Raw genomic sequence first — 20,590 nt, forward strand, 5'->3', positions numbered from 1 at the left:
GTTGTGCTGACGGCACGCCACCTGCCGCAGCAATTCGGCACCGGAACTGCACACCCCCGCCGTTCCCCCGCGGTGTGACGTGTGGCACCATGCCTGGCACCCCCACCGGCACAGCCCTCACGGGAGACACTCCTAGTGCAGCACTCCGCCGTCCCGGAACTGGCACACACGCACACCCGTCCGATCCACTGGGTCGCGACCGCCACCGCGCTGGCCGGCGTCGTGGCGCTCTCCTCGGTCCTGCAGCCCGACGCGGCCAACGCGGCCCAGGCGCCGGGCGCGGAATCGAAGACCGCTCCCGCCGCCGTAGCGGCACCCGACCCCGAAGGCGCCGACTTCCCGCTCGAATGCGGCCCGGTGAAGGCGATCGTGGTCAAGAAGGCGTCGGGAGACCTCGACGGCGACGGCCGCCCCGAGACCGTGGCCGTCGTCCACTGCGACGCACCCATGGGAACCCCGCCGGACGGCGTGTACGTCCTCACGCGGGGCGCCGGCACCGGACAACCCCGGGTCGTGGCCACCCTTGTCGACCCGAAGGACCGCCAGACCGTCAGCGAGTTCGCCGTACGCGACGGAGCGGTCGTCGCGACCCTGCTCGGCTACTCCAAGCCCGACGTGCCCAGTTGCTGCCCCGACGTCAACGACCAGGCGAAGTGGCAGTGGGACAACGGCGTGTTCGTCCGCTCCACCCCCGCCGGAGCACAGAGCGTCTGACGACCCTGCGCGCCCGGTGCGTCACTGCGCGTCGGGCCCGTACACCTCGACCCGGTCCGAGACGCGGCGCACATGGATGCACTCGCCCGGACACTCCTTGGCCGAGTCCACGACATCCGTGAGCAGCGGCAGCGGTACGGGGGTCGTGGCGCCCTTGTCCTGCAGGAGCTCGTCCTCCGCGCCCTTCACGTAGGCGAGCCCGTCGATGTCCAGTTCGAACACCTCGGGCGCGTACTGGGCGCAGATGCCGTCGCCGGTACAGAGGTCCTGATCGATCCAGACCTCCAGCGCCTCGCCGACGGCGGCCTCCAGCTCCACGTCCATCTCTCCTACCGTTTCCCGCGCCGAACGGCCCCGCCCCCTACGAGACGGGCGCGCACCGACGGCCGTTGACCGACTTCGACCCTACCTCCGGCCCGCCCCCCGGCGACTGGCACCCTCGGTGACACAACCCGCCCGCACGGCCACCCTGCGTCACCATCCGCGCCCGCCGGATCAGACCCCGGCATATGCGACACTGGCCGGTCCGGTAACACCCCTACCGGGCCCGCGAGGCCGCAACTCCGGCCAAACTTGACGGTGTTTGACCACTCCGGCCTGGAACAGGCCGCTTCCGAAAGACGTTGAGTGGGTATCCACACGGCGTGAGAACGGCTCAGGGTGTGGCTGACGACACACCTTGACAGTCTTTGTGATCTAGGGGTTTCAATCGACACCCACCCAGGTAGGGTCTGGAAGCGTCCAGCTCCCCTTGGAGGAGGTGAGGACCGTGGCAGCCCACGACGACGACATGAACCGCGGCATCCGCCCGGGACGAGGGTCCGAAGACCCTGCCGGGCAGATCGCCTACCTTGAGCAGGAGATCGCCGTCCTGCGACGTAAGCTCGCCGACTCTCCGCGACACACGAGGATTCTCGAAGAGCGGATCGTCGAGCTGCAGACCAACCTGGCCGGCGTGTCCGCCCAGAACGAGCGACTCGCCAACACGCTCCGTGAGGCCCGCGACCAGATCGTGGCCCTCAAGGAAGAAGTCGACCGGCTCGCGCAGCCGCCGGCCGGCTTCGGTGTCTTCCTGCAGGCGAACGAGGACGGCACCGCCGACATCTTCACCGGAGGACGCAAACTCCGTGTGAACGTCAGCCCAAGCGTCGAACTCGACGACCTGCGCCGCGGCCAGGAAGTCATGCTCAACGAAGCGCTCAACGTGGTCGAGGCCATGGAGTTCGAGCGCGTCGGGGACATCGTCACCCTCAAGGAGATCCTGGAGGACGGCGAACGCGCCCTGGTGCTCGGGCACACCGACGAGGAACGGGTGGTACGGCTCGCCGAGCCGCTGCTGGACGTCACCATCCGTCCCGGCGACGCCCTCCTGCTCGAACCCCGCTCCGGCTACGTCTACGAGATCGTCCCCAAGAGCGAAGTCGAGGAACTCGTCCTCGAAGAGGTCCCGGACATCGGCTACGAGCAGATCGGCGGTCTGGGCAACCAGATCGAGATGATCCGCGACGCCGTCGAGCTCCCCTACCTCTACCCGGACCTGTTCAAGGAGCACGAACTGCGGCCGCCCAAGGGCGTCCTGCTCTACGGACCGCCCGGATGCGGCAAGACGCTCATCGCCAAGGCCGTCGCCAACTCGCTGGCCAAAAAGGTCGCCGAGGTCACCGGCCAGGCCACCGGCAAGAGCTTCTTCCTCAACATCAAGGGCCCCGAGCTCCTCAACAAGTACGTCGGCGAGACCGAGCGGCAGATCCGCCTGGTCTTCCAGCGTGCCCGTGAGAAGGCCAGCGAGGGCACACCCGTCATCGTCTTCTTCGACGAGATGGAGTCCCTCTTCCGCACCCGTGGCTCCGGTGTCAGCTCGGATGTGGAGAACACCATCGTCCCGCAGCTGCTCGCCGAGATCGACGGCGTGGAAGGCCTGCAGAACGTGGTCGTGATCGGCGCCTCCAACCGCGAGGACATGATCGATCCCGCCATCCTGCGCCCCGGCCGGCTCGATGTGAAGATCAAGATCGAGCGTCCGGACGCCGAGGCAGCCAAGGACATCTTCCAGAAGTACCTCACCGAGCGGCTTCCGCTGCACCCCGAGGACGTCGGTGAGCACAGCGGCGACAAGTCGATGACGGTCCAGAGCATGATCCAGACCGCCGTCGAGCAGATGTACGCCGAATCCGAGGAAAACCGCTTCCTGGAAGTCACCTACGCCAATGGAGACAAGGAAGTCCTCTATTTCAAGGACTTCAACTCCGGCGCCATGATCGAGAACATCGTGGGGCGTGCCAAGAAAATGGCGATCAAGGACTTCCTGGAGCACAACCAGAAGGGCTTGCGCGTCTCCCACCTCCTCCAGGCTTGCGTGGACGAGTTCAAGGAGAACGAGGACCTGCCCAACACCACCAACCCGGACGACTGGGCCCGGATCTCCGGAAAGAAGGGCGAGCGGATCGTTTACATCCGCACCCTGATCACCGGAAAGCAGGGCGCGGACACCGGACGCTCCATCGACACGGTGGCGAACACCGGTCAGTACCTGTAAAAGACAGGGCGGCTGCGGGTGCCCTCAGCGGGTACCCGCAGCCGACTGTTTTTCCGGCGACGACCGGAGCAAGGCAATGACGCAAATGATCTCCCCACCAGCGCAAAGGCGTTCTAGGCTCTTCCGTACCGCCGAGTCGCGCAGTGCGGGGACGGGCACCGCACACGCACCGGAGCGCCAGCGGTACTTGAGCAGCGCCCCCGACCGAGGGCGCCGCCGGGCAAGGAGGGCCGCATGACCGTACGGCGAGTAATGGGCATCGAGACGGAGTACGGGATCTCCGTCCCCGGTCACCCCAACGCCAATGCCATGCTCACCTCATCCCAGATCGTCAACGCCTACGCGGCGGCGATGCACCGGGCCCGCCGGGCCCGCTGGGACTTCGAGGAGGAGAACCCGCTGCGGGACGCGCGAGGCTTCGACCTCGCCCGCGAGGCCGCCGACGCCAGCCAGCTCACCGACGAGGACATCGGCCTGGCCAACGTCATCCTCACCAACGGCGCGCGGCTCTACGTCGACCACGCCCACCCCGAGTACAGCGCCCCGGAGGTCACCAACCCGCGGGACGCCGTCCTGTGGGACAAGGCCGGTGAGCGGATCATGGCCGAGGCCGCGGAACGCGCCGCCCAGCTCCCCGGCGCCCAGCCGATCCACCTCTACAAGAACAACACCGACAACAAGGGCGCCTCCTACGGCACGCACGAGAACTACCTGATGAAGCGGGAGACCCCCTTCTCGGACATCGTGCGCCACCTCACGCCCTTCTTCGTCTCCCGTCAGGTCTTCGCCGGAGCGGGCCGCGTCGGCATCGGCCAGGACGGGCACGAGCACGGCTTCCAGCTCAGCCAGCGCGCGGACTACTTCGAGGTCGAGGTCGGCCTGGAGACCACCCTCAAGCGCCCCATCATCAACACCCGCGACGAGCCGCACGCCGACGCCGAGAAATACCGGCGACTGCACGTGATCATCGGAGACGCGAACCTCTCCGAGATCTCCACCTACCTGAAGCTCGGCACGACCGCGCTGGTCCTCTCCATGATCGAGGACGGCTTCATCGCCGTGGACCTGGCCGTGGACCAGCCCGTCCGCACCCTCCACCAGGTCTCCCACGACCCGACCCTCAAGCGACTGGTCACGCTCCGCAGCGGTCGGACACTCACCGCGGTCCAGCTCCAGATGGAGTACTTCGAGCTGTCCCGCAAGTATGTCGAGGAGCGCTTCGGCGCCGATGCCGACGACCAGACCAAGGACGTCCTGACCAGGTGGGAGGACACCCTCAACCGCCTGGAGCACGACCCCATGAGCCTGGCCGGCGAACTGGACTGGGTCGCCAAGCGGGAGCTCATGGAGGGCTACCGGCGCCGCGACAGCCTCGACTGGGACGCCGCCCGGCTGCACCTCGTCGACCTCCAGTACGCCGACGTACGCGCCGAGAAGGGCCTCTACAACCGTCTCGCGGCCCGCGGGCGCATCAAGCGCCTCCTGGACGAGACCGAGGTCGAGCGGGCCCGCACGAAGCCGCCGGAGGACACGCGCGCGTACTTCCGCGGCCGGTGCCTGGAGCAGTACGCCGACGATGTCGCGGCGGCCTCCTGGGATTCGGTGATCTTCGATCTGCCGGGCCGCGACTCCCTCCAGCGCGTCCCAACCCTCGAACCGCTTCGCGGAACGCGTAATCACGTCAAGGAGCTCCTGGACCGCTGTCGCACGGCGGAGGACCTGGTCAGGGTCCTGTCCGGCGGCTGAGCGGGTACCCGGGACGAGGGGGCCGGACAGGGTGGAAAGTCCACCGTCCGGGAATCATCGAGGTGGCCCCCGCACGTTGAGGAAAGTGCGAGGCCGATGTCAGACCGGGCTTGTAGGGTCTGATCATCACCGATCGCCAGGAATGCCGACCTGGCGACCATGTCGGGCGAACTGAGCGGGGTGAGGGTTATGGCAACCAAGGACACCGGCGGCGGACAGCAGAAGGCCACACGCTCCACCGAGGAGGTCGAGGAGCAGGCGACAGAGGCGCAGGCTTCCGAGGACCTCAAGGAGCGACAGGAGAAGCTGAGCGACGACGTGGACTCGGTTCTGGACGAGATCGACGATGTCTTGGAAGAGAACGCCGAGGATTTCGTGAGGTCATTCGTTCAGAAGGGTGGCCAGTAGGCTGCTTTGCCTTCGAATTGAAGGTTCAGTCGGGGGAAGCTCGGAGTGGACGAGTCAGCGTCGAGACGCTGTTCGCGGTGTCGGCAACACCTGCCGCGTGCGGCCTTCGCAAGCAACAAGGCCATGCCCGACGGCCTCCAGGCGTACTGCCGGGAGTGCTCAGCCGAGTACTACCGGCAGCGCCAGGAGGCCAAGGGGAAGAAGGTCCGGGAGAAGGTGCCGGTCCCGCCGGGGCACAAACGGTGTCCGCAGTGCGACGAGGTGAAGGCGCACTCAGAGTGGGAGCGCAGTAAGTCCTCGTCGGACGGCTGGGCGAGTTATTGCCGTGCATGTCGGGCGGAGCGGAACCGGATCAGTTACTTCAAGCGCAAGTACGGTCTCACGCCAACGGAGTTGGATGCGATGGTCGCGGAGCAGCGAGGCGTCTGCTGTATATGCCTAGCCGCCCCCGCAGAGCATGTGGATCACTGCCATGAGACGGGTAGGGTCCGTGGCGTACTGTGCTTCAGCTGCAATGCCGCACTGGGGCAGTTCAAGGATCGGCCCGACGTCATAAGGCGGGCTGCTGCTTACGTGGAAGGAATCGCGTGGAAGCCAACACTCGTAGCACCGGGCGTCTACCAGCTGCCTTCCTGACGCCTGGGTCCTCCTCCTTCATGGACTTTCTCTCCGATCACCAGCCGGAGCTGCTGCCCGGCAAGCGTCAACTGCCGCCTGTGCAGGGCGTGATCGAGGCGCCGCATGGGACGACCATCGTGGCCGTCACCTTCCCCGGGGGTGTCGTGCTCGCTGGTGACCGGCGGGCCACGATGGGCAATGTCATCGCCCAGCGGGACATCGAGAAGGTCTTCCCCGCGGACGAGTACTCGGCCGTCGGTATCGCCGGCACCGCCGGGCTCGCCGTGGAGATGGTCAAGCTGTTCCAGCTGGAGCTGGAGCACTTCGAGAAGGTCGAGGGCGCTCAGCTGTCGCTGGAGGGCAAGGCGAACCGGCTGTCGACCATGATCCGGTCCAATCTGGGCATGGCCATGCAGGGGCTGGCGGTCGTGCCGCTGTTCGCGGGGTATGACGTGGACCGGGAGAAGGGCCGGATCTTCTCGTACGACGTGACCGGCGGCCGTTCCGAGGAGACGGGCTTCGCCGCCACCGGCTCCGGTTCGATCTTCGCGCGTGGCGCCATGAAGAAGCTTTACCGTGATGACCTGAGCGAGGCCGAGGCCACGACGCTGGTGGTGCAGGCCCTGTACGACGCGGCAGACGACGACTCGGCGACCGGTGGTCCCGATGTCGCCCGCCGGATCTACCCGATCGTCACCGTGATCACCGAGGACGGCTTCCGCAGGCTCACCGAGGACGAGTCCTCCGAGATCGCCCGTTCGATCCTGGAGCGGCGGCTGGAGCAGCCCGACGGCCCGCGGGCCGCGCTGCTGTAGTCGGCGACCCTCTTGCAAGGTGATCCAGTGACTTCCACAGAAAGGGACGGATAACCGGTGTCGACGCCGTTCTATGTCTCCCCCCAGCAGGCCATGGCCGACCGGGCGGAGTACGCCCGCAAGGGCATCGCCCGCGGCCGCAGCCTGGTCGTGCTGCAGTACGCCGACGGCATTGTCTTCGTCGGCGAGAACCCGTCCCGCGCGCTGCACAAGTTCAGTGAGATCTATGACCGGATCGGCTTCGCGGCGGCCGGCAAGTACAACGAGTACGAGAACCTGCGCATCGGCGGCGTCCGCTACGCCGACCTGCGGGGTTACACCTACGACCGGGACGATGTGACCGCCCGCGGTCTGGCCAACGTCTACGCCCAGACGCTGGGCACGATCTTCTCCTCCGCGGCCGAGAAGCCGTACGAGGTGGAGCTGGTCGTCGCCGAGGTCGGGGAGACGCCGGAGGGCGACCAGATCTACCGGCTGCCGCACGACGGCTCGATCGTGGACGAGCACGGCTCGGTCGCGGTCGGTGGTAACGCCGAGCTGATCAGCAACTACCTGGACCAGCGCCACCAGGACGGCATGACGCTCGCCGAGGCGCTGAAGCTGGCCGTGCAGGCGCTGTCCCGTGAGTCCAACGGTTCGCAGCGGGAGATCCCCGCCGAGCGGCTTGAGGTCGCTGTACTGGACCGTACGCGTCCGAAGCAGCGCAAGTTCCGGCGCATCGTCGGCCGTCAGCTCGCCCGGCTGCTGGAGGCCGGGGGCGCGGCCACCGAGGCCGAGAGCGCGGACGGCGCCGACGAGGAGTAACCCCGACCCATCTCCCTGCTGTGCCCCGGCCGACGACTCGGCCGGGGCACAGGGCGTTCAGGAGGCGCTGGGCGGGGCCGTGGAACCCCGTACGACCAGCTCCACGGGGATATCGCCCGCTTCGGGTGTACGCCCCTCCAGGACGGCCAGCAGGGCACGCATGCCGCGTTCCCCGAAGAGCTCCGCGTCCAGGCGTACGGTCGTCAGCTCCGGGTCGATGGCGGTGGCGAGAGCGAGGTCGTCCAGGCCGGTGACGGAGAGGTCCTCGGGGATGCTGAGGCCCAGGCGGCGGGCGGCCTTGTAGGCGCCGGCGGCGAGTTTGTCATCGTCGCAGATCAAGGCCGTGGGACGACGGCCGGGCGCGGAGAGGGCGGTCTCGGCCGCGCGCTGGGCGCCCTCGATCGAGATGGGCGCGTGTGCCGTCGTCAGCGTGGTGCCCGGAATGGCCGCCACGCGCGCGTGCAGTTCGTCGGCGCGGACCTCGAAGGTCCAGGAGGGCACATCCGCGGCCAGGTGCAGGAAGCGGCGGTGGCCGAGTCCGAGCAGGTGCTCGGCGATCTGTCGTACGCCGTCGGCGATGTCCAGGTTGACGGTCGCCGCGCCCAGGCTGCCGGCCGGGTCGCTGTCGAGCATGACGAGGGGCAGCTGGTCGCCGCGGATGGCGGTGAGGGCGTCGGCGGCCATGGAGGAGGCGATGACGCCGTCCAGGGCGGCCTGGGCGGAGGCGAAGGGGTCGCGGGCGGGTCCGATGCCCTCGGGGGAGGGGTAGAGGACGACGCCGAAGCCGTGGGCGGCGGCGACGCGGGCGGCGCCGGTGTAGACGCCGGCGAAGAACTCGGTGGTGAGCGCGGGGACGACCAGCAGGACGGTGCGGGTACGGCCGAGCCGGAGGTTGCGGGCGGCGAGATTGGGCCGGTAGCCGAGTTCGCGGGCGGCCTCGCGGACACGCTCGGCGGTGGCCTCGGAGACCCGGCCGCGCCATTTGTCGCCGAGCACGAGGGAGACGGCGGCCTGGGAGACGCCCGCGGCCTGGGCGACGTCCCGGCTGGTGGGGCGGGTGCTGCCTCGTGCCACCGTGTTGCCTGCGCTTTCGTCTGGACGCGTGAACAGCGCACATGGTACGTATGACGGAGGACGTTATACGTAAAACCTCAGGCGTTACGGCGAGGAGTGGGCGCATGGCCGCGGGATACCTGGAGATCCTCAGGGCGAGGCACGCCACGCGGCTGCTCGTGGGCACGCTGGTGGGACGGCTGCCGAACGCCACCGCCGCCATCGCGATCGTGCTGTTCGTCCGTGCCGAGGGCGGCACGTACAGCCTCGCCGGGGCGCTGGCTGCGGTCTACGGCGTCGCCAACGCCGTAGGACAGCCGCTGCTCGGACGGCTGGTCGATCTGCACGGGCAGCCGCGGGTGCAGTTGCCCTCCGCGGTCGTGTCCGCGCTCGCGATGGCCGCGTTCGCCTTCGCGGGCATCGGGCCGCTGCCGCTCGCCTACGCGGCCGTCGCGGCCGCCGGTCTGTTCACGCCGCCCCTGGAGGGCGGGCTGCGGGCGCTGTGGCCGTCGGTCCTGCGCAAGGAGGACCAGGTGCACACGGCGTACGCCATGGACGCCGTGGCGCAGGAAGTCATGTTCACCGTCGGACCGTTGCTGGTGACGGTGTGCACGGCGCTGTGGTCGGCGCAGGCGGCGCTGCTTGTGCTGAACGTCATTGGGGTGCTCGGCGCTCTCTCGGTGGTGCTCTCGCCGCCCTCGCGCGCGTGGCGTTCGGCGCCGCGCGAGGCACACTGGCTGGGCGCGCTGCGCTCACCCGGCCTGCTGGCGCTGCTGGGCGCGTTCCTGTTCGTGGGCATCGCGCTCGGCTCCATCACGGTCGCCTCGGTGCCGTATGCCGACGACCACGGTGGTGACGCGGTGTACGGCTGGCTGATGGCGGCACTGGGCCTCGGGGCGCTGATCGGCGGCACGGTGTACGGGGCGCGGCAGTGGGCGGGCGAGCCCGCGCGGCGACTGACGGTTCTGACGGCCCTTCTGGCGGTGTGTTACCTGCCGCTCATGCTGATGCCGGGCGCGTTCGCCATGGTGCTGCTGGCGGTGCTGTCGGGTGTGTTCCTGGCGCCCTGTATCGCTTGTGCGTTTGTGCTCGTCGACCGGCATGCTCCGCGCGGGACGGTCACCGAGGCTTTCTCCTGGCTTGTGACGACGTTCACCGTCGGCGCGTCGGTCGGAACAGGGCTCACCGGACCGGTCGTCGAGGCCGGCGGGGCGCTGTGGGGCTTCGCCGTTCCGGGTGTCGCGGGAGGCGTGTCGCTGCTGGTCCTGCTGGCCACGGGGCGGGTCCTCGCAGCGTCCGCGCAGACAGCGGTCGTTGCGGCTTCATCGGAAAATGATCCAAACCGTGCCGTCGAACCCCGTTTCAGCACAGGGGATCGGGCGTAATGTTCAGTCATGGACCGCCGCATTTTCGGGCTGGAGAACGAGTACGGCGTCACGTGCACGTTCAGGGGACAGCGCCGTCTGTCGCCTGACGAGGTGGCGCGGTACCTCTTCCGCCGTGTCGTGTCATGGGGCCGCAGCAGCAATGTCTTTCTGCGGAACGGCGCCCGCCTCTATCTCGACGTGGGCTCACATCCGGAATACGCGACACCCGAATGTGACAACGTGATCGAACTGGTCACCCACGACAAGGCCGGCGAACGCATTCTGGAAGGGCTGCTGGTAGACGCCGAACGACGCCTGCACGAGGAAGGAATCGCGGGCGACGTCTACCTCTTCAAGAACAACACCGACTCGGCGGGCAACTCCTACGGGTGCCACGAGAACTATCTCGTCGCCCGGCACGGGGAGTTCTCCCGGCTCGCGGACATCCTCATTCCGTTCCTGGTCACGCGCCAGCTGCTGTGCGGCGCGGGCAAGGTGCTGCAGACCCCGCGCGGGGCCGTGTACTGCGTCAGCCAGCGTGCCGAGCACATCTGGGAGGGCGTCTCCTCGGCGACGACCCGCTCCCGGCCCATCATCAACACCCGCGACGAACCGCACGCGGACGCCGAGCGCTACCGCCGGCTGCATGTCATCGTGGGCGACTCCAACATGTCCGAGACGACCATGCTGCTCAAGGTCGGCGCCACCGACCTGGTGCTGCGCATGATCGAGGCGGGCACCGTGATGCGGGACCTGACCCTGGAGAACCCGATCCGGGCGATCCGCGAGGTCAGCCATGACATCACCGGCCGGCGCAAGGTGCGTCTGGCCAGCGGCCGGGAGGCCTCCGCGCTGGAGGTGCAGCGGGAGTACTACGAGAAGGCCGTGGACTTCTGCGAGCGCCGCGGGATCCGCACCGGCACCGTCGAGCAGGTGCTGGAGCTGTGGGGCCGCACGCTGGACGCGATCGAGTCCGAGGACCTCGACCGTATCGGCACCGAGATCGACTGGGTCATGAAGTACAAGCTCATCGAGCGCTACCGCGCCAAGAACAACATGACCATGTCGCATCCGCGGGTCGCGCAGATAGACCTCGCCTACCACGACATCCACCGCCGTCGTGGCCTGTACTACCTGCTGGAGAAGAAGGGTCAAGCAGCCCGGATCTGCAACGACTTGAAGATCTTCGAGGGCAAGTCCGTTCCGCCGCAGACCACTCGGGCCCGGCTGCGCGGCGACTTCATCCGCCGGGCCCAGGAGCAGCGCCGGGACTTCACCGTCGACTGGGTCCACCTCAAGCTCAACGATCAGGCCCAGCGCACCGTGTTGTGCAAGGACCCGTTCCGTTCCGTGGACGACCGGGTGGAGAAACTGATCGCCGGTATGTGAGCAACGCGTTTCGGCCCACCGGCCCCGGAACGCAACACGGGCGCCGTACGTTTCCCGTACGGCGCCCTTCTCACGCCGTAGAGTTGCGCGCACGCCATCTACAAGATCGACCGATTACGAGGCCCCCACCGTGCGCCGACGCTCACTTCTCATTGCCGTACCCGCAGGACTCGCCACGCTCGCCGCGTGCGGGGACGAGGATTCCGGATCGAGCGAGGCGAGCGACAGCCCGTCGCCCTCGGCCCCCGAGACATCGGCCGCGCCCTCGCCGAAGATCGTGGACGGCCCGCTGCCGGCGATCACCGCGGGCACCGAGTTCGGTGAGAAGCCGACCGTCGCCAAGGGCAGCGGCGATCCGTCCAAGGACCTCGCCGTGAAGACGGTCATCGCGGGCAACGGCACGACCGTCGCCGAGAACGACTACATCAAGGCCAACTACCTCGGCCAGGTCTGGGCGACGGCGAAGGTCTTCGACAACTCCTACGACCGCAAGACCCCGCTGGTCATCCAGCTCGCCCAGGGCAGCATCATCGACGGCTGGCGCTACGCCCTGCCCGGCAAGAAGGTCGGCAGCCGCGTCGAGATGGCCGTCCCCCCGACCTGGGGGTACGGCAAGCAGGGCAACAGCCAGGCGGGCATCAAGGGCACCGACACGCTGGTGTTCGTGGTGGACATCCAGGGCACCTTCAACACGAAGAGCTCCGCCAAGGGCACCGAGGTCGCCCAGGACAACGTCGACCTGCCCAAGGTCGGCACCAACACCGACGGCAGGGCGCCCTCCATCGAGATCCCCGACGCCGACGCGCCGACCAAGCTGGTGGCGAGCTACATCCTGGAGGGCGACGGCGAGGAGGTCGGCGCCGAGGACAGTGTGCTGGTGCAGTACAAGGGCGTGCTGTGGGACGGCGGCAAGGAGTTCGACGCCACGTACACCAACAAGCAGCTCGCCTCCTTCTCGCTCCAGCAGGTCGTCAAGGGCTGGGCGCAGGGGTTGACCGGCAAGAAGGTCGGCAGCCGCGTCCTCGTCGTCATCCCGCCGAAGCTGGGTTACGGCGACAAGCCCCCGCAGGGCAGCGGCATCAAGAAGGACTCCACGCTGGTCTTCTCGGTCGACATCCTGGCGAAGATGTGACCCCGCGGGGGATGTAAGACTGTGACGGTTGCCTTTACACAACAAGCATGGAGCTGAACACGTGAGCATCGACAAGCCGGAGATCGACTTCCCGGGTGGCGAGCCGCCGGCGGACCTGGAGATCAAGGACATCTGGGAGGGCGACGGCGAGGTGGCCCAGGCGGGCCAGACCGTCACCGTGCACTATGTCGGCGTCGCTTTCAGCACCGGCGAGGAGTTCGACGCGAGCTGGAACCGCGGTACGCCGTTCCGCTTCCCCCTCGGTGGCGGCCGTGTCATCAAGGGCTGGGACCAGGGCGTGCAGGGCATGAAGGTCGGCGGCCGCCGCCAGCTGACCATCCCGGCGCACCTCGCGTACGGCAACCAGAGCCCGACGCTGGCCATCAAGCCGGGCGAGACCCTGATCTTCGTGGTCGACCTCCTCGGGGTCTGATCGTCGTACGACCGGACCCGATCACCTGGGGCCCATGCCTGTCCGGGCATGGGCCCTCGGCTTTTGCCGCGCCACCCGGGGGCGGTACGGTCATCGGTCTAAGGACCATAGGGAAGGCGAAGGGCATCGATGGCCATTGCCAAGGCCGAGCGGCTCATGAATCTGGCGCTGTGTCTGCTCGGGACGCGGCGGCCGCTGAGCAAGCGCGAGCTGCGTGAGTCCATCGAGGCCTATCTGGAAGCGGGGAGCGACGACTCCTTCAGCCGCATGTTCGAGCGGGACAAGGACGATCTGCGCGAGCTGGGCCTGGTCATCGAGACCGTCGAAGGCCTCGACGGCGAGGTGGGCTACATGGCGCGCCGCGACAGCAACCGGCTGCCCCCCATCACCCTCGACGCCGAGGAGGCCGCCGCCCTGGGCCTTGCCGCCAAGGTGTGGCAGCAGGCCCGGCTCGCCGGAGCCGCCAGTGGCGCCCTGCAGAAGCTGCGCGCGGCGGGACTGCCCGAGGACGTCGACATGTACGAGGCCCACGGCGCCCTGGAGCCGCGGATCCCCGTGCACGAGGCCGCCTTCGAGCCGCTGATGCTCGCCTGCCGCGACCGCCGCCCGGTCGCCTTCGAGTACCGCAAGGCCACCGCCGCCCGCCCCGAGCCCCGGCACGTCGAGCCGTGGGCGCTGGAGTGCTGGCGCGGCCACTGGTACCTAGCGGGCTGGGACCGCGACCGGGGCGCCGAGCGGGTCTTCCGGCTCTCCCGGATCACCGGCAAAGTGCGCTCGCGCGGCGGCAAGTTCACCGCCCCCGTGCCGGACGTCGTCACCGTGCGCGAGACCGTGGCCAGTTGGGCGGGGGAGACCGCCGACCGCTCCGCGCTGATCCGGCTGCGCACCGGCTCCGGGTACCCCTTGCGGGCGAAAGCCACCCGGGTACGGGAACTCGGCGACGGCTGGGACGAGTTGGAGATTCCGTACGGGCACGGCCTGGACGCCTGGCTGGTGGAGTTCGGCCCTGACGTGGTCGTACTGGAGCCCGCCGAGCTGCGGGCCGATGTGATGGACCGGCTGCGTGCCGTGGCCAAGGGCTGAGGGGGAGCGGACGAAGACAGTGGCAGGCAAACCGGTCAGGCCCGTGAACGCCATCGACCAGACCCGGCGGATGCTCTCCCTGGTGACCTATCTCAAGGAGCGCCCCGGCGCCCGGGTCGAGGACGTCGCGCGCGCCTTCGGCATCACCGAGGACGAGCTGGTCTCGGACCTCGATGTGCTGCCCATGTGCGGCACCAGCTTCCGCGGTGGCGACCTGCTCGACATCGACACCGACGGCGAGCGCATCTGGTGGCACAACCCCGATGACGTGGCCGAGCCGCTGCGGCTCGCCTCCGACGAGGCGACGGCACTGCTGGTCGCCGCCCGGGCGGTGTCCACGCTGCCCGGCCTGCGCGAGGGCGACCGGCAGGCGCTGCTGCGGGCCACCGCCAAGGTGGAGGCCGCGGCCGGCGAAGCCGCGGGGGCCAGCGCCAGGCTTTCGGTGACCTTCGAGTCCGAGGGCGGTGTCTTCGCGGACGTCGACCGCGCGATCTCCGAGCGCCGCCGACTGTGGATCCGCTACTACTCCCCGGCCCGCGACGAGGTCACCGAGCGCGAGATCGACCCGATCCGCCTGGTCAGCGTCGGGCACACCTATGTGGAGGCCTGGTGCCGCCGCTCCGAGGCGCGCCGCACCTTCCGGCTCGACCGGGTCGCCGAGATCAAGATCCTCGACGAGCCGTCCGCGCCGCCCGAGGTCGAGCTGCGGGACCTCTCGGAGGGGCTGGTGCAGCCCGCCGCCGAAGACCCGGAGGTCGTGGTCGAGGTCGGCCCGGGCGGGCGCTGGGTCGCCGAGTACTACCCGCACGACAGTGCGGATGAGCTGCCGGACGGCGGGCTGCGTATCTCTCTGCGTACGCCCGAGCCGGCGTCACTCAAGCGCCTCGCGCTCCGGCTCGGCCGCGACGGCCGTATCGTCACGCCGCCCGAGCTGGCGGAGAGCGCCCGCAAGGCGGCCCGGGAGGCCTTGGCGGCGTACGACGGGATCGAGGCGCAGGGTGCGCGGGAAGACGGCATCCGGGAGTGAGCCGCAGGGCGCTCTCGACACCGGCTCGGAGCGCCCGGAGGCGATCGACCAATCAAGAGGGGTGGATGAGCTTGAGTGATTCCGTGCTGTCCGTGACATCCGCGTTCGCCGGGATGAGAAGCGTGGCCCCCGTGGTGTTCAAGGCGGGCTGCCCTGACTGCCGGGGCCGGTTCGAACTCGCCGCGAGCGCCCTGCGGCTGGCCATCGGGGCCACGAGCCGTACCACCTTCTACTCCTTCACCTGCCCGGAGTGCGGCGCGGCCGTGCGCAAGCCGGCCGGGGAGCGCGTCGTCGAGCTGCTCACCGGCGGTGGGGTCCGCACCCTGCGGCTGCACTCGACCCTCTAGGCTCGGCGTCATGTTCTGGCCGATGTTCGCGGTAGCTGTGGGTTTCCTGGGTCTCACCGTTCTCGGTGTGCTCGCGGTGCGGGTCTTCCTGGAGGCGCAGCGCCTCGGCAGGCAGGTCTCGGACTCCGCTCAGCGCATCAACAGGGCGGCGGAGGACCTGGAACGGGCGGCCGTGAGCACGGCCCGGGCTGTGGACTCCCTGTGAGTCCGGCTGAGAACCGGGTGTGAGTCCCGCTCCACATGCGTTTTGGGCCACTTCGCCCTGTCAACCAGGCGCCTGTGCCAGGTACGCTGCTGGTCGCGGCCCGGAGAACGAGGCCCGGACCGCGGACCGGGAGTATGCACGGGGATTGCCGGACGTTTACCCCTGAGCGTTACGATCGCTGTCAGCACGGTCGTTCGGACATGTGTCCGACCGGTCGGACAGGCACACACCCGCCCGCCTCGGTGAGAAGGTAAAGACTTATGGGACGGCTCGGACCTACCGAGATCATTCTGATCCTCGTCGTCATCATCCTGCTGTTCGGTGCGAAGAAGCTTCCCGACATGGCTCGTTCGCTCGGCAAGTCCGCGCGCATCCTGAAGAGCGAGGCCAAGGCGATGAAGGACGAGGACAAGTCCTCCGCGCCGGCCGACCCGCCGCACCAGACCGACGAGCAGCCCGCGCAGCGCATCATCCAGGCCGCCCCCGGCGACGTGACCAGCTCGCGCCCGGTGACCGAGCCGACGGACACGACCAAGCGCTGACGCAGGGCCGGTGACCTCCGGCCCGCCGCACGAGATGGGAACGTGGGTTGCTGAAGCCTGCCCGCAACAAGGAGAAGGATCCCGAGGGGCGGATGCCCCTCGCGGAACACCTTCGTGAGCTCCGCAACCGGCTCGCGAAGGCGCTGCTGGCCATCGTCGCCGTGACGATCGTCGCCGCCTTCTTCTACATGGACATCATCAGCTTCTTCACGGAGCCGATCCTCAAGTCGGTCGGCTGCAACGAGAGCTTCGAGCAACTGGCGAACACCTCCACCGAGAAGACATGTGCGCAGATCACGATCAACGGTCTGCTCACCCCCTTCACGCTGGCGCTGAAGGTGTCGCTGATGGCCGGTGTCGTCCTGGCCTCGCCGATCTGGCTGTACCAGCTGTGGGCCTTCGTCGCCCCAGGTCTGCACCGGCACGAGAAGAAGTACGCCTACGCGTTCGTCGCCACGGGCTTTCCGCTGTTCCTCCTGGGCGCCCTCTTCGCGTACAAGGTGCTGCCCACCACCGCGAAGGTGCTGATCGAGTTCACGCCGTTCGGCGTCGAAAACCTCCTGCCCCTGGACGATCTGCTCGACCTCGTCACCCGCATGGTGATCGTCTTCGGTCTCTCCTTCGAGCTGCCGCTGCTGCTGGTCATGCTCAACTTCAGCGGTGCCATCACCGGCAAGCGCATGCTCGGCTGGTGGCGCGGCATGATCATGGGCATCACCGTGTTCGCGGCCGTCGCGACCCCGAGCACCGACCCGCTGACCATGCTGGCGCTCGCCGGACCCATCTGGATCCTGTACTTCGCCGCGACCTTCGTCTCGCTGCTCAACGACCGCCGCAGGCGCCGCCGTGACGCGCTGGGTCCCGCCGACGACGAGGCCTCCGACCTCGACCTCACCCCCGAGGAGATCGGCGAGGTCGAGTCCGTCTCCGCCAGCAGGGCGCTGCCCGAGCAGGCGACCACGGAGCGGGTCAACGGTTATGACGACGTGACGTAAACAACTCGGCCCTGAAGGAACCGAGCTTTCCGGCTCTGAGTCCCTGTGAGGCTCCGCTTATGCTCCCGTAGCGCTTGGCATGTGGTTGTGGTCGGCTTCCGTAGCCGCACGTCAGGCTCGCCACTGGCGTCCAAGAGGCGATTGACCACCCCGAAATACGGCTTGAGCTCAGGAAGGTCCCTCGATACCGCGTATGCGGACGACCCCTCTGGCCGCTGCCGCTGCCGCTGCCGCTGCCGCTCACAGCGCGATGCGTACCGGGCGCGGTACGGGTCGTAGGGCCGTGAGCTGCGCGGATCCTGGGTTTGCGGAACCCGGATCCGGATAATGATCGTCCTGTTGTCAGTGGGGCCCGGTACGCTCGAAAGCACGATGACAGAGGACCTCTCACCGGCCGAGCGGTATGCGGCTGCCCGTCTGCGGGCTGCCGAGCAGGCCACCGCGCTCGCCTCCTTCCGCGAGATGTACGACTTCGGCCTCGACCCCTTCCAGATCGAGGCCTGCCAGGCACTCGAAGCGGGGAAGGGCGTGCTGGTGGCCGCCCCCACCGGCTCCGGCAAGACGATCGTGGGCGAGTTCGCCGTCCACCTCGCCCTGGAGCAGGGCAAGAAGTGCTTCTACACGACACCCATCAAGGCGCTGTCGAACCAGAAGTACGCCGACCTGTGCCGCCGCTACGGCGCGGACAAGGTCGGCCTGCTCACCGGCGACAACAGCGTCAACTCCGGCGCCCCGGTGGTCGTGATGACCACCGAGGTGCTGCGGAACATGCTGTACGCGGGCTCGCAGACCCTCATCGGCCTGGGCCATGTGGTCATGGACGAGGTGCACTACCTCTCCGACCGCTTCCGGGGCGCCGTATGGGAAGAGGTGATCATCCACCTGCCCGAGTCGGTGACCCTGGTGTCCCTGTCGGCCACCGTGTCCAACGCCGAGGAGTTCGGTGACTGGCTGGACACCGTCCGTGGCGACACCGAGGTGATCGTCTCCGAGCACCGGCCCGTCCCGCTGTTCCAGCACGTTCTGGCCGGACGCCGGATGTACGACCTGTTCGAGGAGGGCGAGGGCCACAAGAAGGCCGTCAACCCCGATCTGACGCGGCTGGCGCGCATGGAGGCGACCCGGCCGTCGTTCCAGGACCGCAGACGCGGGCGCGCCATGCGCGAGGCCGACCGGGAGCGGGAGCGCAGACAGCGCTCGCGGGTGTGGACTCCGGGCCGGCCCGAGGTCATCGAACGGCTCGACGCCGAGGGCCTGCTGCCCGCCATCACCTTCATCTTCAGCCGCGCCGCCTGCGAGGCCGCCGTGCAGCAGTGCCTGTACGCCGGACTCCGGCTCAACGACGAGGAGGCGCGGGAGCGGGTGCGCGCCCTGGTCGAGGAGCGCACGGCGTCGATTCCGACCGAGGATCTGCATGTCCTCGGCTACTACGAGTGGCTGGAAGGCCTGGAGCGCGGTATCGCCGCCCATCACGCGGGCATGCTGCCGACCTTCAAGGAGGTCGTCGAGGAGCTGTTCGTGCGTGGTCTGGTGAAGGCTGTCTTCGCCACCGAGACGCTCGCTCTCGGCATCAACATGCCCGCGCGGTCCGTGGTGTTGGAGAAGCTCGTCAAGTGGAACGGCGAGCAGCATGCCGACATCACGCCGGGTGAGTACACGCAGCTCACCGGGCGTGCGGGACGGCGGGGTATCGACGTCGAGGGCCACGCGGTCGTGCTGTGGCAGCGGGGGATGAGCCCCGAGCATCTCGCGGGGCTCGCCGGCACCCGTACGTATCCGCTGCGCTCCAGCTTCAAGCCGTCGTACAACATGGCGGTCAACCTCGTCGAGCAGTTCGGGCGGCATCGCTCGCGGGAGCTGCTGGAGACGTCGTTCGCGCAGTTCCAGGCCGACAAGTCGGTCGTCGGGATCTCCCGGCAGGTGCAGCGCAACGAGGAGGGGCTTGAGGGCTACAAGGCCTCCATGACCTGCCATCTCGGCGACTTCGAGGAGTACGCGCAGCTCCGCCGTGAGCTGAAGGACCGGGAGACCGAGCTGGCCCGGCAAGGCGCGGCCCAGCGGCGCGCCGAGGCCGCGGTCGCGCTGGAGAAGCTCAAGCCGGGCGATGTCATCCATGTGCCGACCGGCAAGTACGCGGGGCTCGCGCTGGTGCTGGATCCGGGGCTGCCCGCCGGGCGGTCCAACGGCCACCGGGGCTTCGAGCACCATGACGGGCCGCGGCCGCTGGTGCTCACCGCCGAGCGGCAGGTCAAGCGGCTGGCGTCGATGGACTTCCCGGTGCCGGTCGAGGCGTTGGAGCGGATGCGGATCCCGAAGTCCTTCAACCCGCGTTCCCCGCAGTCCCGTCGGGATCTCGCCTCCGCGCTGCGCACCAAGGCGGGGCACATTCCGCCGGAGCGGGCGCGCAAGAAGCGGGCGCAGGCGGCCGACGACCGGGAGATCGCGCGGCTGCGGACCGCGATTCGCGCGCATCCCTGCCATGGGTGCAACGACCGTGAGGACCACGCCCGTTGGGCCGAGCGCTATCACCGGCTGCTGCGGGACACCTCGCAGTTGGAGCGGCGGATCGAGGGACGCACCAACATCATCGCGCGGACCTTCGACCGGATCGTGGCGCTGCTGACCGAGCTGGACTATCTGCGGGGTGACGAGGTCACCGAGCACGGCAAGCGGCTCGCGCGGCTCTACGGCGAGCTGGATCTGCTGGCCAGTGAGTGTCTGCGGGCGGGCGTCTGGGAGGGGCTTGCGCCCGCGGAACTGGCCGCGTGCGTCTCGGCGTTGGTGTACGAGGCCCGGGTCGGCGACGATGCCATGGCGCCGAAGCTGCCTTCCGGGAAGGCCAAGGCCGCGCTCGGGGAGATGGTCCGGATCTGGGGGAGGCTGGACGCCCTGGAGGAGGACTTCCGGATCAGCCAGACCGAGGGTGTCGGACAGCGGGAGCCCGATCTCGGCTTCGCCTGGGCCGCGTACATGTGGGCCGGCGGCAAGGGGCTCGACGAGGTGCTGCGCGAGGCGGAGATGCCCGCGGGTGACTTCGTGCGGTGGTGCAAGCAGGTGATCGACGTGCTGGGGCAGATTTCCGCGGCGGCCCCCGGTGAGGGGTCGACCGTGGCGAAGGCTGCGCGCAAGGCTGTTGATCAGTTGTTGCGGGGGGTTGTGGCCTACTCGTCGGTGGGGTGATTCCTCGCCCGATCGCGGGTGCGGGGTTCTGCGTGGTTGATCGCGCAGGGCCCCGTTTTCTTTTTCAGGATCACTCTTCACGGTGAGTGTTTTCGCACACGCATCCACTGTGACGCGCCGTGTGCGAATGATTCCCCAGCGTGCAAATGGAGTCGAGAGTACTCCTGACGCGGGGGTGATTTCAGGTGCTTGCTGA

The 20,590-nt window shown here is 68.6% G+C and carries 20 protein-coding genes; 18 read left to right on the plus strand and 2 right to left on the minus strand.

Going from position 1 to position 20,590, the window contains the following annotated elements; genetic code table 11:
- The first annotated feature begins 135 nt into the window (after positions 1 to 135).
- Positions 136 to 714, plus strand: a complete 579-nt coding sequence (locus RMT89_RS16800; RefSeq protein WP_315884559.1) for a hypothetical protein — start codon at positions 136 to 138, stop codon at positions 712 to 714.
- A 21-nt stretch (positions 715 to 735) separates the two neighbouring features.
- Here RMT89_RS16800 and RMT89_RS16805 read toward each other — a convergent pair whose 3' ends face one another.
- Positions 736 to 1,038 carry a ferredoxin gene (locus RMT89_RS16805; protein WP_315884560.1) on the minus strand — a complete coding sequence of 101 codons (303 nt, stop codon included), beginning with the start codon at positions 1,036 to 1,038 and terminating at the stop codon, positions 736 to 738.
- Between the two features lie 445 nt (positions 1,039 to 1,483).
- Here RMT89_RS16805 and arc point away from each other — a divergent pair, with 445 nt between their 5' ends.
- The 6 genes from arc to prcA all read left to right on the plus strand — a co-directional run bounded on the left by arc (position 1,484) and on the right by prcA (position 7,641).
- Positions 1,484 to 3,250 carry a proteasome ATPase gene (gene arc, locus RMT89_RS16810; protein ID WP_315884561.1) on the plus strand — a complete coding sequence of 589 codons (1,767 nt, stop codon included), beginning with the start codon at positions 1,484 to 1,486 and terminating at the stop codon, positions 3,248 to 3,250.
- 234 nt (positions 3,251 to 3,484) lie between these two features.
- On the plus strand, positions 3,485 to 4,996 hold the full coding sequence (dop, locus tag RMT89_RS16815) for a depupylase/deamidase Dop (protein ID WP_399498276.1): 1,512 nt from the start codon (positions 3,485 to 3,487) through the stop codon (positions 4,994 to 4,996).
- Between the two features lie 189 nt (positions 4,997 to 5,185).
- A complete protein-coding gene (locus RMT89_RS16820; protein ID WP_062722796.1) occupies positions 5,186 to 5,404 on the plus strand; it encodes a ubiquitin-like protein Pup in 219 nt (72 codons plus the stop codon).
- 402 nt (positions 5,405 to 5,806) lie between these two features.
- On the plus strand, positions 5,807 to 6,040 hold the full coding sequence (locus RMT89_RS16825) for an endonuclease VII domain-containing protein (RefSeq protein WP_315884630.1): 234 nt from the start codon (positions 5,807 to 5,809) through the stop codon (positions 6,038 to 6,040).
- Positions 5,992 to 6,837, plus strand: coding sequence for a proteasome subunit beta (gene prcB / locus RMT89_RS16830; RefSeq protein WP_315884562.1), 846 nt, complete (start codon positions 5,992 to 5,994; stop codon positions 6,835 to 6,837). The genes RMT89_RS16825 and prcB overlap by 49 nt, the downstream gene beginning before the upstream one ends.
- Positions 6,838 to 6,894: 57 nt before the next feature.
- Positions 6,895 to 7,641 carry a proteasome subunit alpha gene (prcA, locus tag RMT89_RS16835; RefSeq protein WP_315884563.1) on the plus strand — a complete coding sequence of 249 codons (747 nt, stop codon included), beginning with the start codon at positions 6,895 to 6,897 and terminating at the stop codon, positions 7,639 to 7,641.
- Between the two features lie 57 nt (positions 7,642 to 7,698).
- Here the strand turns inward: prcA and RMT89_RS16840 are convergent, their stop codons facing one another.
- Entirely contained in the window at positions 7,699 to 8,715 is a 1,017-nt protein-coding gene (locus tag RMT89_RS16840) for a LacI family DNA-binding transcriptional regulator (RefSeq protein WP_315884564.1), read from the minus strand.
- A 104-nt stretch (positions 8,716 to 8,819) separates the two neighbouring features.
- Here RMT89_RS16840 and RMT89_RS16845 point away from each other — a divergent pair, with 104 nt between their 5' ends.
- From RMT89_RS16845 to RMT89_RS16895, 11 genes are all read left to right on the plus strand, one after another.
- Positions 8,820 to 10,079, plus strand: coding sequence for an MFS transporter (locus tag RMT89_RS16845; protein ID WP_315884565.1), 1,260 nt, complete (start codon positions 8,820 to 8,822; stop codon positions 10,077 to 10,079).
- A 9-nt stretch (positions 10,080 to 10,088) separates the two neighbouring features.
- Complete coding sequence (pafA, locus tag RMT89_RS16850) at positions 10,089 to 11,450, plus strand: Pup--protein ligase (protein ID WP_186283315.1); 1,362 nt, start codon at positions 10,089 to 10,091, stop codon at positions 11,448 to 11,450.
- 130 nt (positions 11,451 to 11,580) lie between these two features.
- Positions 11,581 to 12,582, plus strand: coding sequence for an FKBP-type peptidyl-prolyl cis-trans isomerase (locus RMT89_RS16855; RefSeq protein ID WP_315884566.1), 1,002 nt, complete (start codon positions 11,581 to 11,583; stop codon positions 12,580 to 12,582).
- Positions 12,583 to 12,643: 61 nt separating this feature from the next.
- Positions 12,644 to 13,015 carry an FKBP-type peptidyl-prolyl cis-trans isomerase gene (locus RMT89_RS16860; RefSeq protein WP_315884567.1) on the plus strand — a complete coding sequence of 124 codons (372 nt, stop codon included), beginning with the start codon at positions 12,644 to 12,646 and terminating at the stop codon, positions 13,013 to 13,015.
- Positions 13,016 to 13,144: 129 nt separating this feature from the next.
- Complete coding sequence (locus RMT89_RS16865) at positions 13,145 to 14,098, plus strand: WYL domain-containing protein (RefSeq protein ID WP_315884568.1); 954 nt, start codon at positions 13,145 to 13,147, stop codon at positions 14,096 to 14,098.
- Positions 14,099 to 14,117: 19 nt separating this feature from the next.
- Complete coding sequence (locus RMT89_RS16870; protein WP_315884569.1) at positions 14,118 to 15,125, plus strand: WYL domain-containing protein; 1,008 nt, start codon at positions 14,118 to 14,120, stop codon at positions 15,123 to 15,125.
- Between the two features lie 113 nt (positions 15,126 to 15,238).
- Entirely contained in the window at positions 15,239 to 15,472 is a 234-nt protein-coding gene (locus tag RMT89_RS16875) for a hypothetical protein (RefSeq protein ID WP_399498297.1), read from the plus strand.
- Positions 15,473 to 15,482: 10 nt separating this feature from the next.
- Positions 15,483 to 15,677 (plus strand): hypothetical protein, encoded by a 195-nt coding sequence (locus tag RMT89_RS16880; RefSeq protein WP_315884571.1) that lies wholly within the window; start codon positions 15,483 to 15,485, stop codon positions 15,675 to 15,677.
- Positions 15,678 to 15,937: 260 nt separating this feature from the next.
- On the plus strand, positions 15,938 to 16,219 hold the full coding sequence (gene tatA / locus RMT89_RS16885) for a Sec-independent protein translocase subunit TatA (RefSeq protein WP_315884572.1): 282 nt from the start codon (positions 15,938 to 15,940) through the stop codon (positions 16,217 to 16,219).
- 47 nt (positions 16,220 to 16,266) lie between these two features.
- Positions 16,267 to 17,214, plus strand: a complete 948-nt coding sequence (gene tatC, locus RMT89_RS16890) for a twin-arginine translocase subunit TatC (protein WP_315884573.1) — start codon at positions 16,267 to 16,269, stop codon at positions 17,212 to 17,214.
- Between the two features lie 327 nt (positions 17,215 to 17,541).
- Positions 17,542 to 20,394, plus strand: coding sequence for a DEAD/DEAH box helicase (locus tag RMT89_RS16895; RefSeq protein WP_315884574.1), 2,853 nt, complete (start codon positions 17,542 to 17,544; stop codon positions 20,392 to 20,394).
- Positions 20,395 to 20,590 lie beyond the last annotated feature (196 nt).

It is taken from the genome of Streptomyces sp. P17, from assembly GCF_032436805.1.
GTDB lineage: Bacteria > Actinomycetota > Actinomycetes > Streptomycetales > Streptomycetaceae > Streptomyces.

What these genes read in the sequence shown, in the direction of transcription:
- RMT89_RS16805 (WP_315884560.1), bottom strand. Translation starts at nt 1,038, where the DNA reads ATGGACGTGGAGCTGGAGGCCGCCGTCGGCGAGGCGCTGGAGGTCTGG.
- dop (WP_399498276.1), top strand. Translation starts at nt 3,485, where the DNA reads ATGACCGTACGGCGAGTAATGGGCATCGAGACGGAGTACGGGATCTCC.
- RMT89_RS16820 (WP_062722796.1), top strand. Translation starts at nt 5,186, where the DNA reads ATGGCAACCAAGGACACCGGCGGCGGACAGCAGAAGGCCACACGCTCC.
- RMT89_RS16825 (WP_315884630.1), top strand. Translation starts at nt 5,807, where the DNA reads ATGGTCGCGGAGCAGCGAGGCGTCTGCTGTATATGCCTAGCCGCCCCC.
- RMT89_RS16845 (WP_315884565.1), top strand. Translation starts at nt 8,820, where the DNA reads ATGGCCGCGGGATACCTGGAGATCCTCAGGGCGAGGCACGCCACGCGG.
- pafA (WP_186283315.1), top strand. Translation starts at nt 10,089, where the DNA reads ATGGACCGCCGCATTTTCGGGCTGGAGAACGAGTACGGCGTCACGTGC.
- RMT89_RS16865 (WP_315884568.1), top strand. Translation starts at nt 13,145, where the DNA reads ATGGCCATTGCCAAGGCCGAGCGGCTCATGAATCTGGCGCTGTGTCTG.
- RMT89_RS16875 (WP_399498297.1), top strand. Translation starts at nt 15,239, where the DNA reads ATGAGAAGCGTGGCCCCCGTGGTGTTCAAGGCGGGCTGCCCTGACTGC.
- RMT89_RS16880 (WP_315884571.1), top strand. Translation starts at nt 15,483, where the DNA reads ATGTTCTGGCCGATGTTCGCGGTAGCTGTGGGTTTCCTGGGTCTCACC.
- tatA (WP_315884572.1), top strand. Translation starts at nt 15,938, where the DNA reads ATGGGACGGCTCGGACCTACCGAGATCATTCTGATCCTCGTCGTCATC.
- RMT89_RS16895 (WP_315884574.1), top strand. Translation starts at nt 17,542, where the DNA reads ATGATCGTCCTGTTGTCAGTGGGGCCCGGTACGCTCGAAAGCACGATG.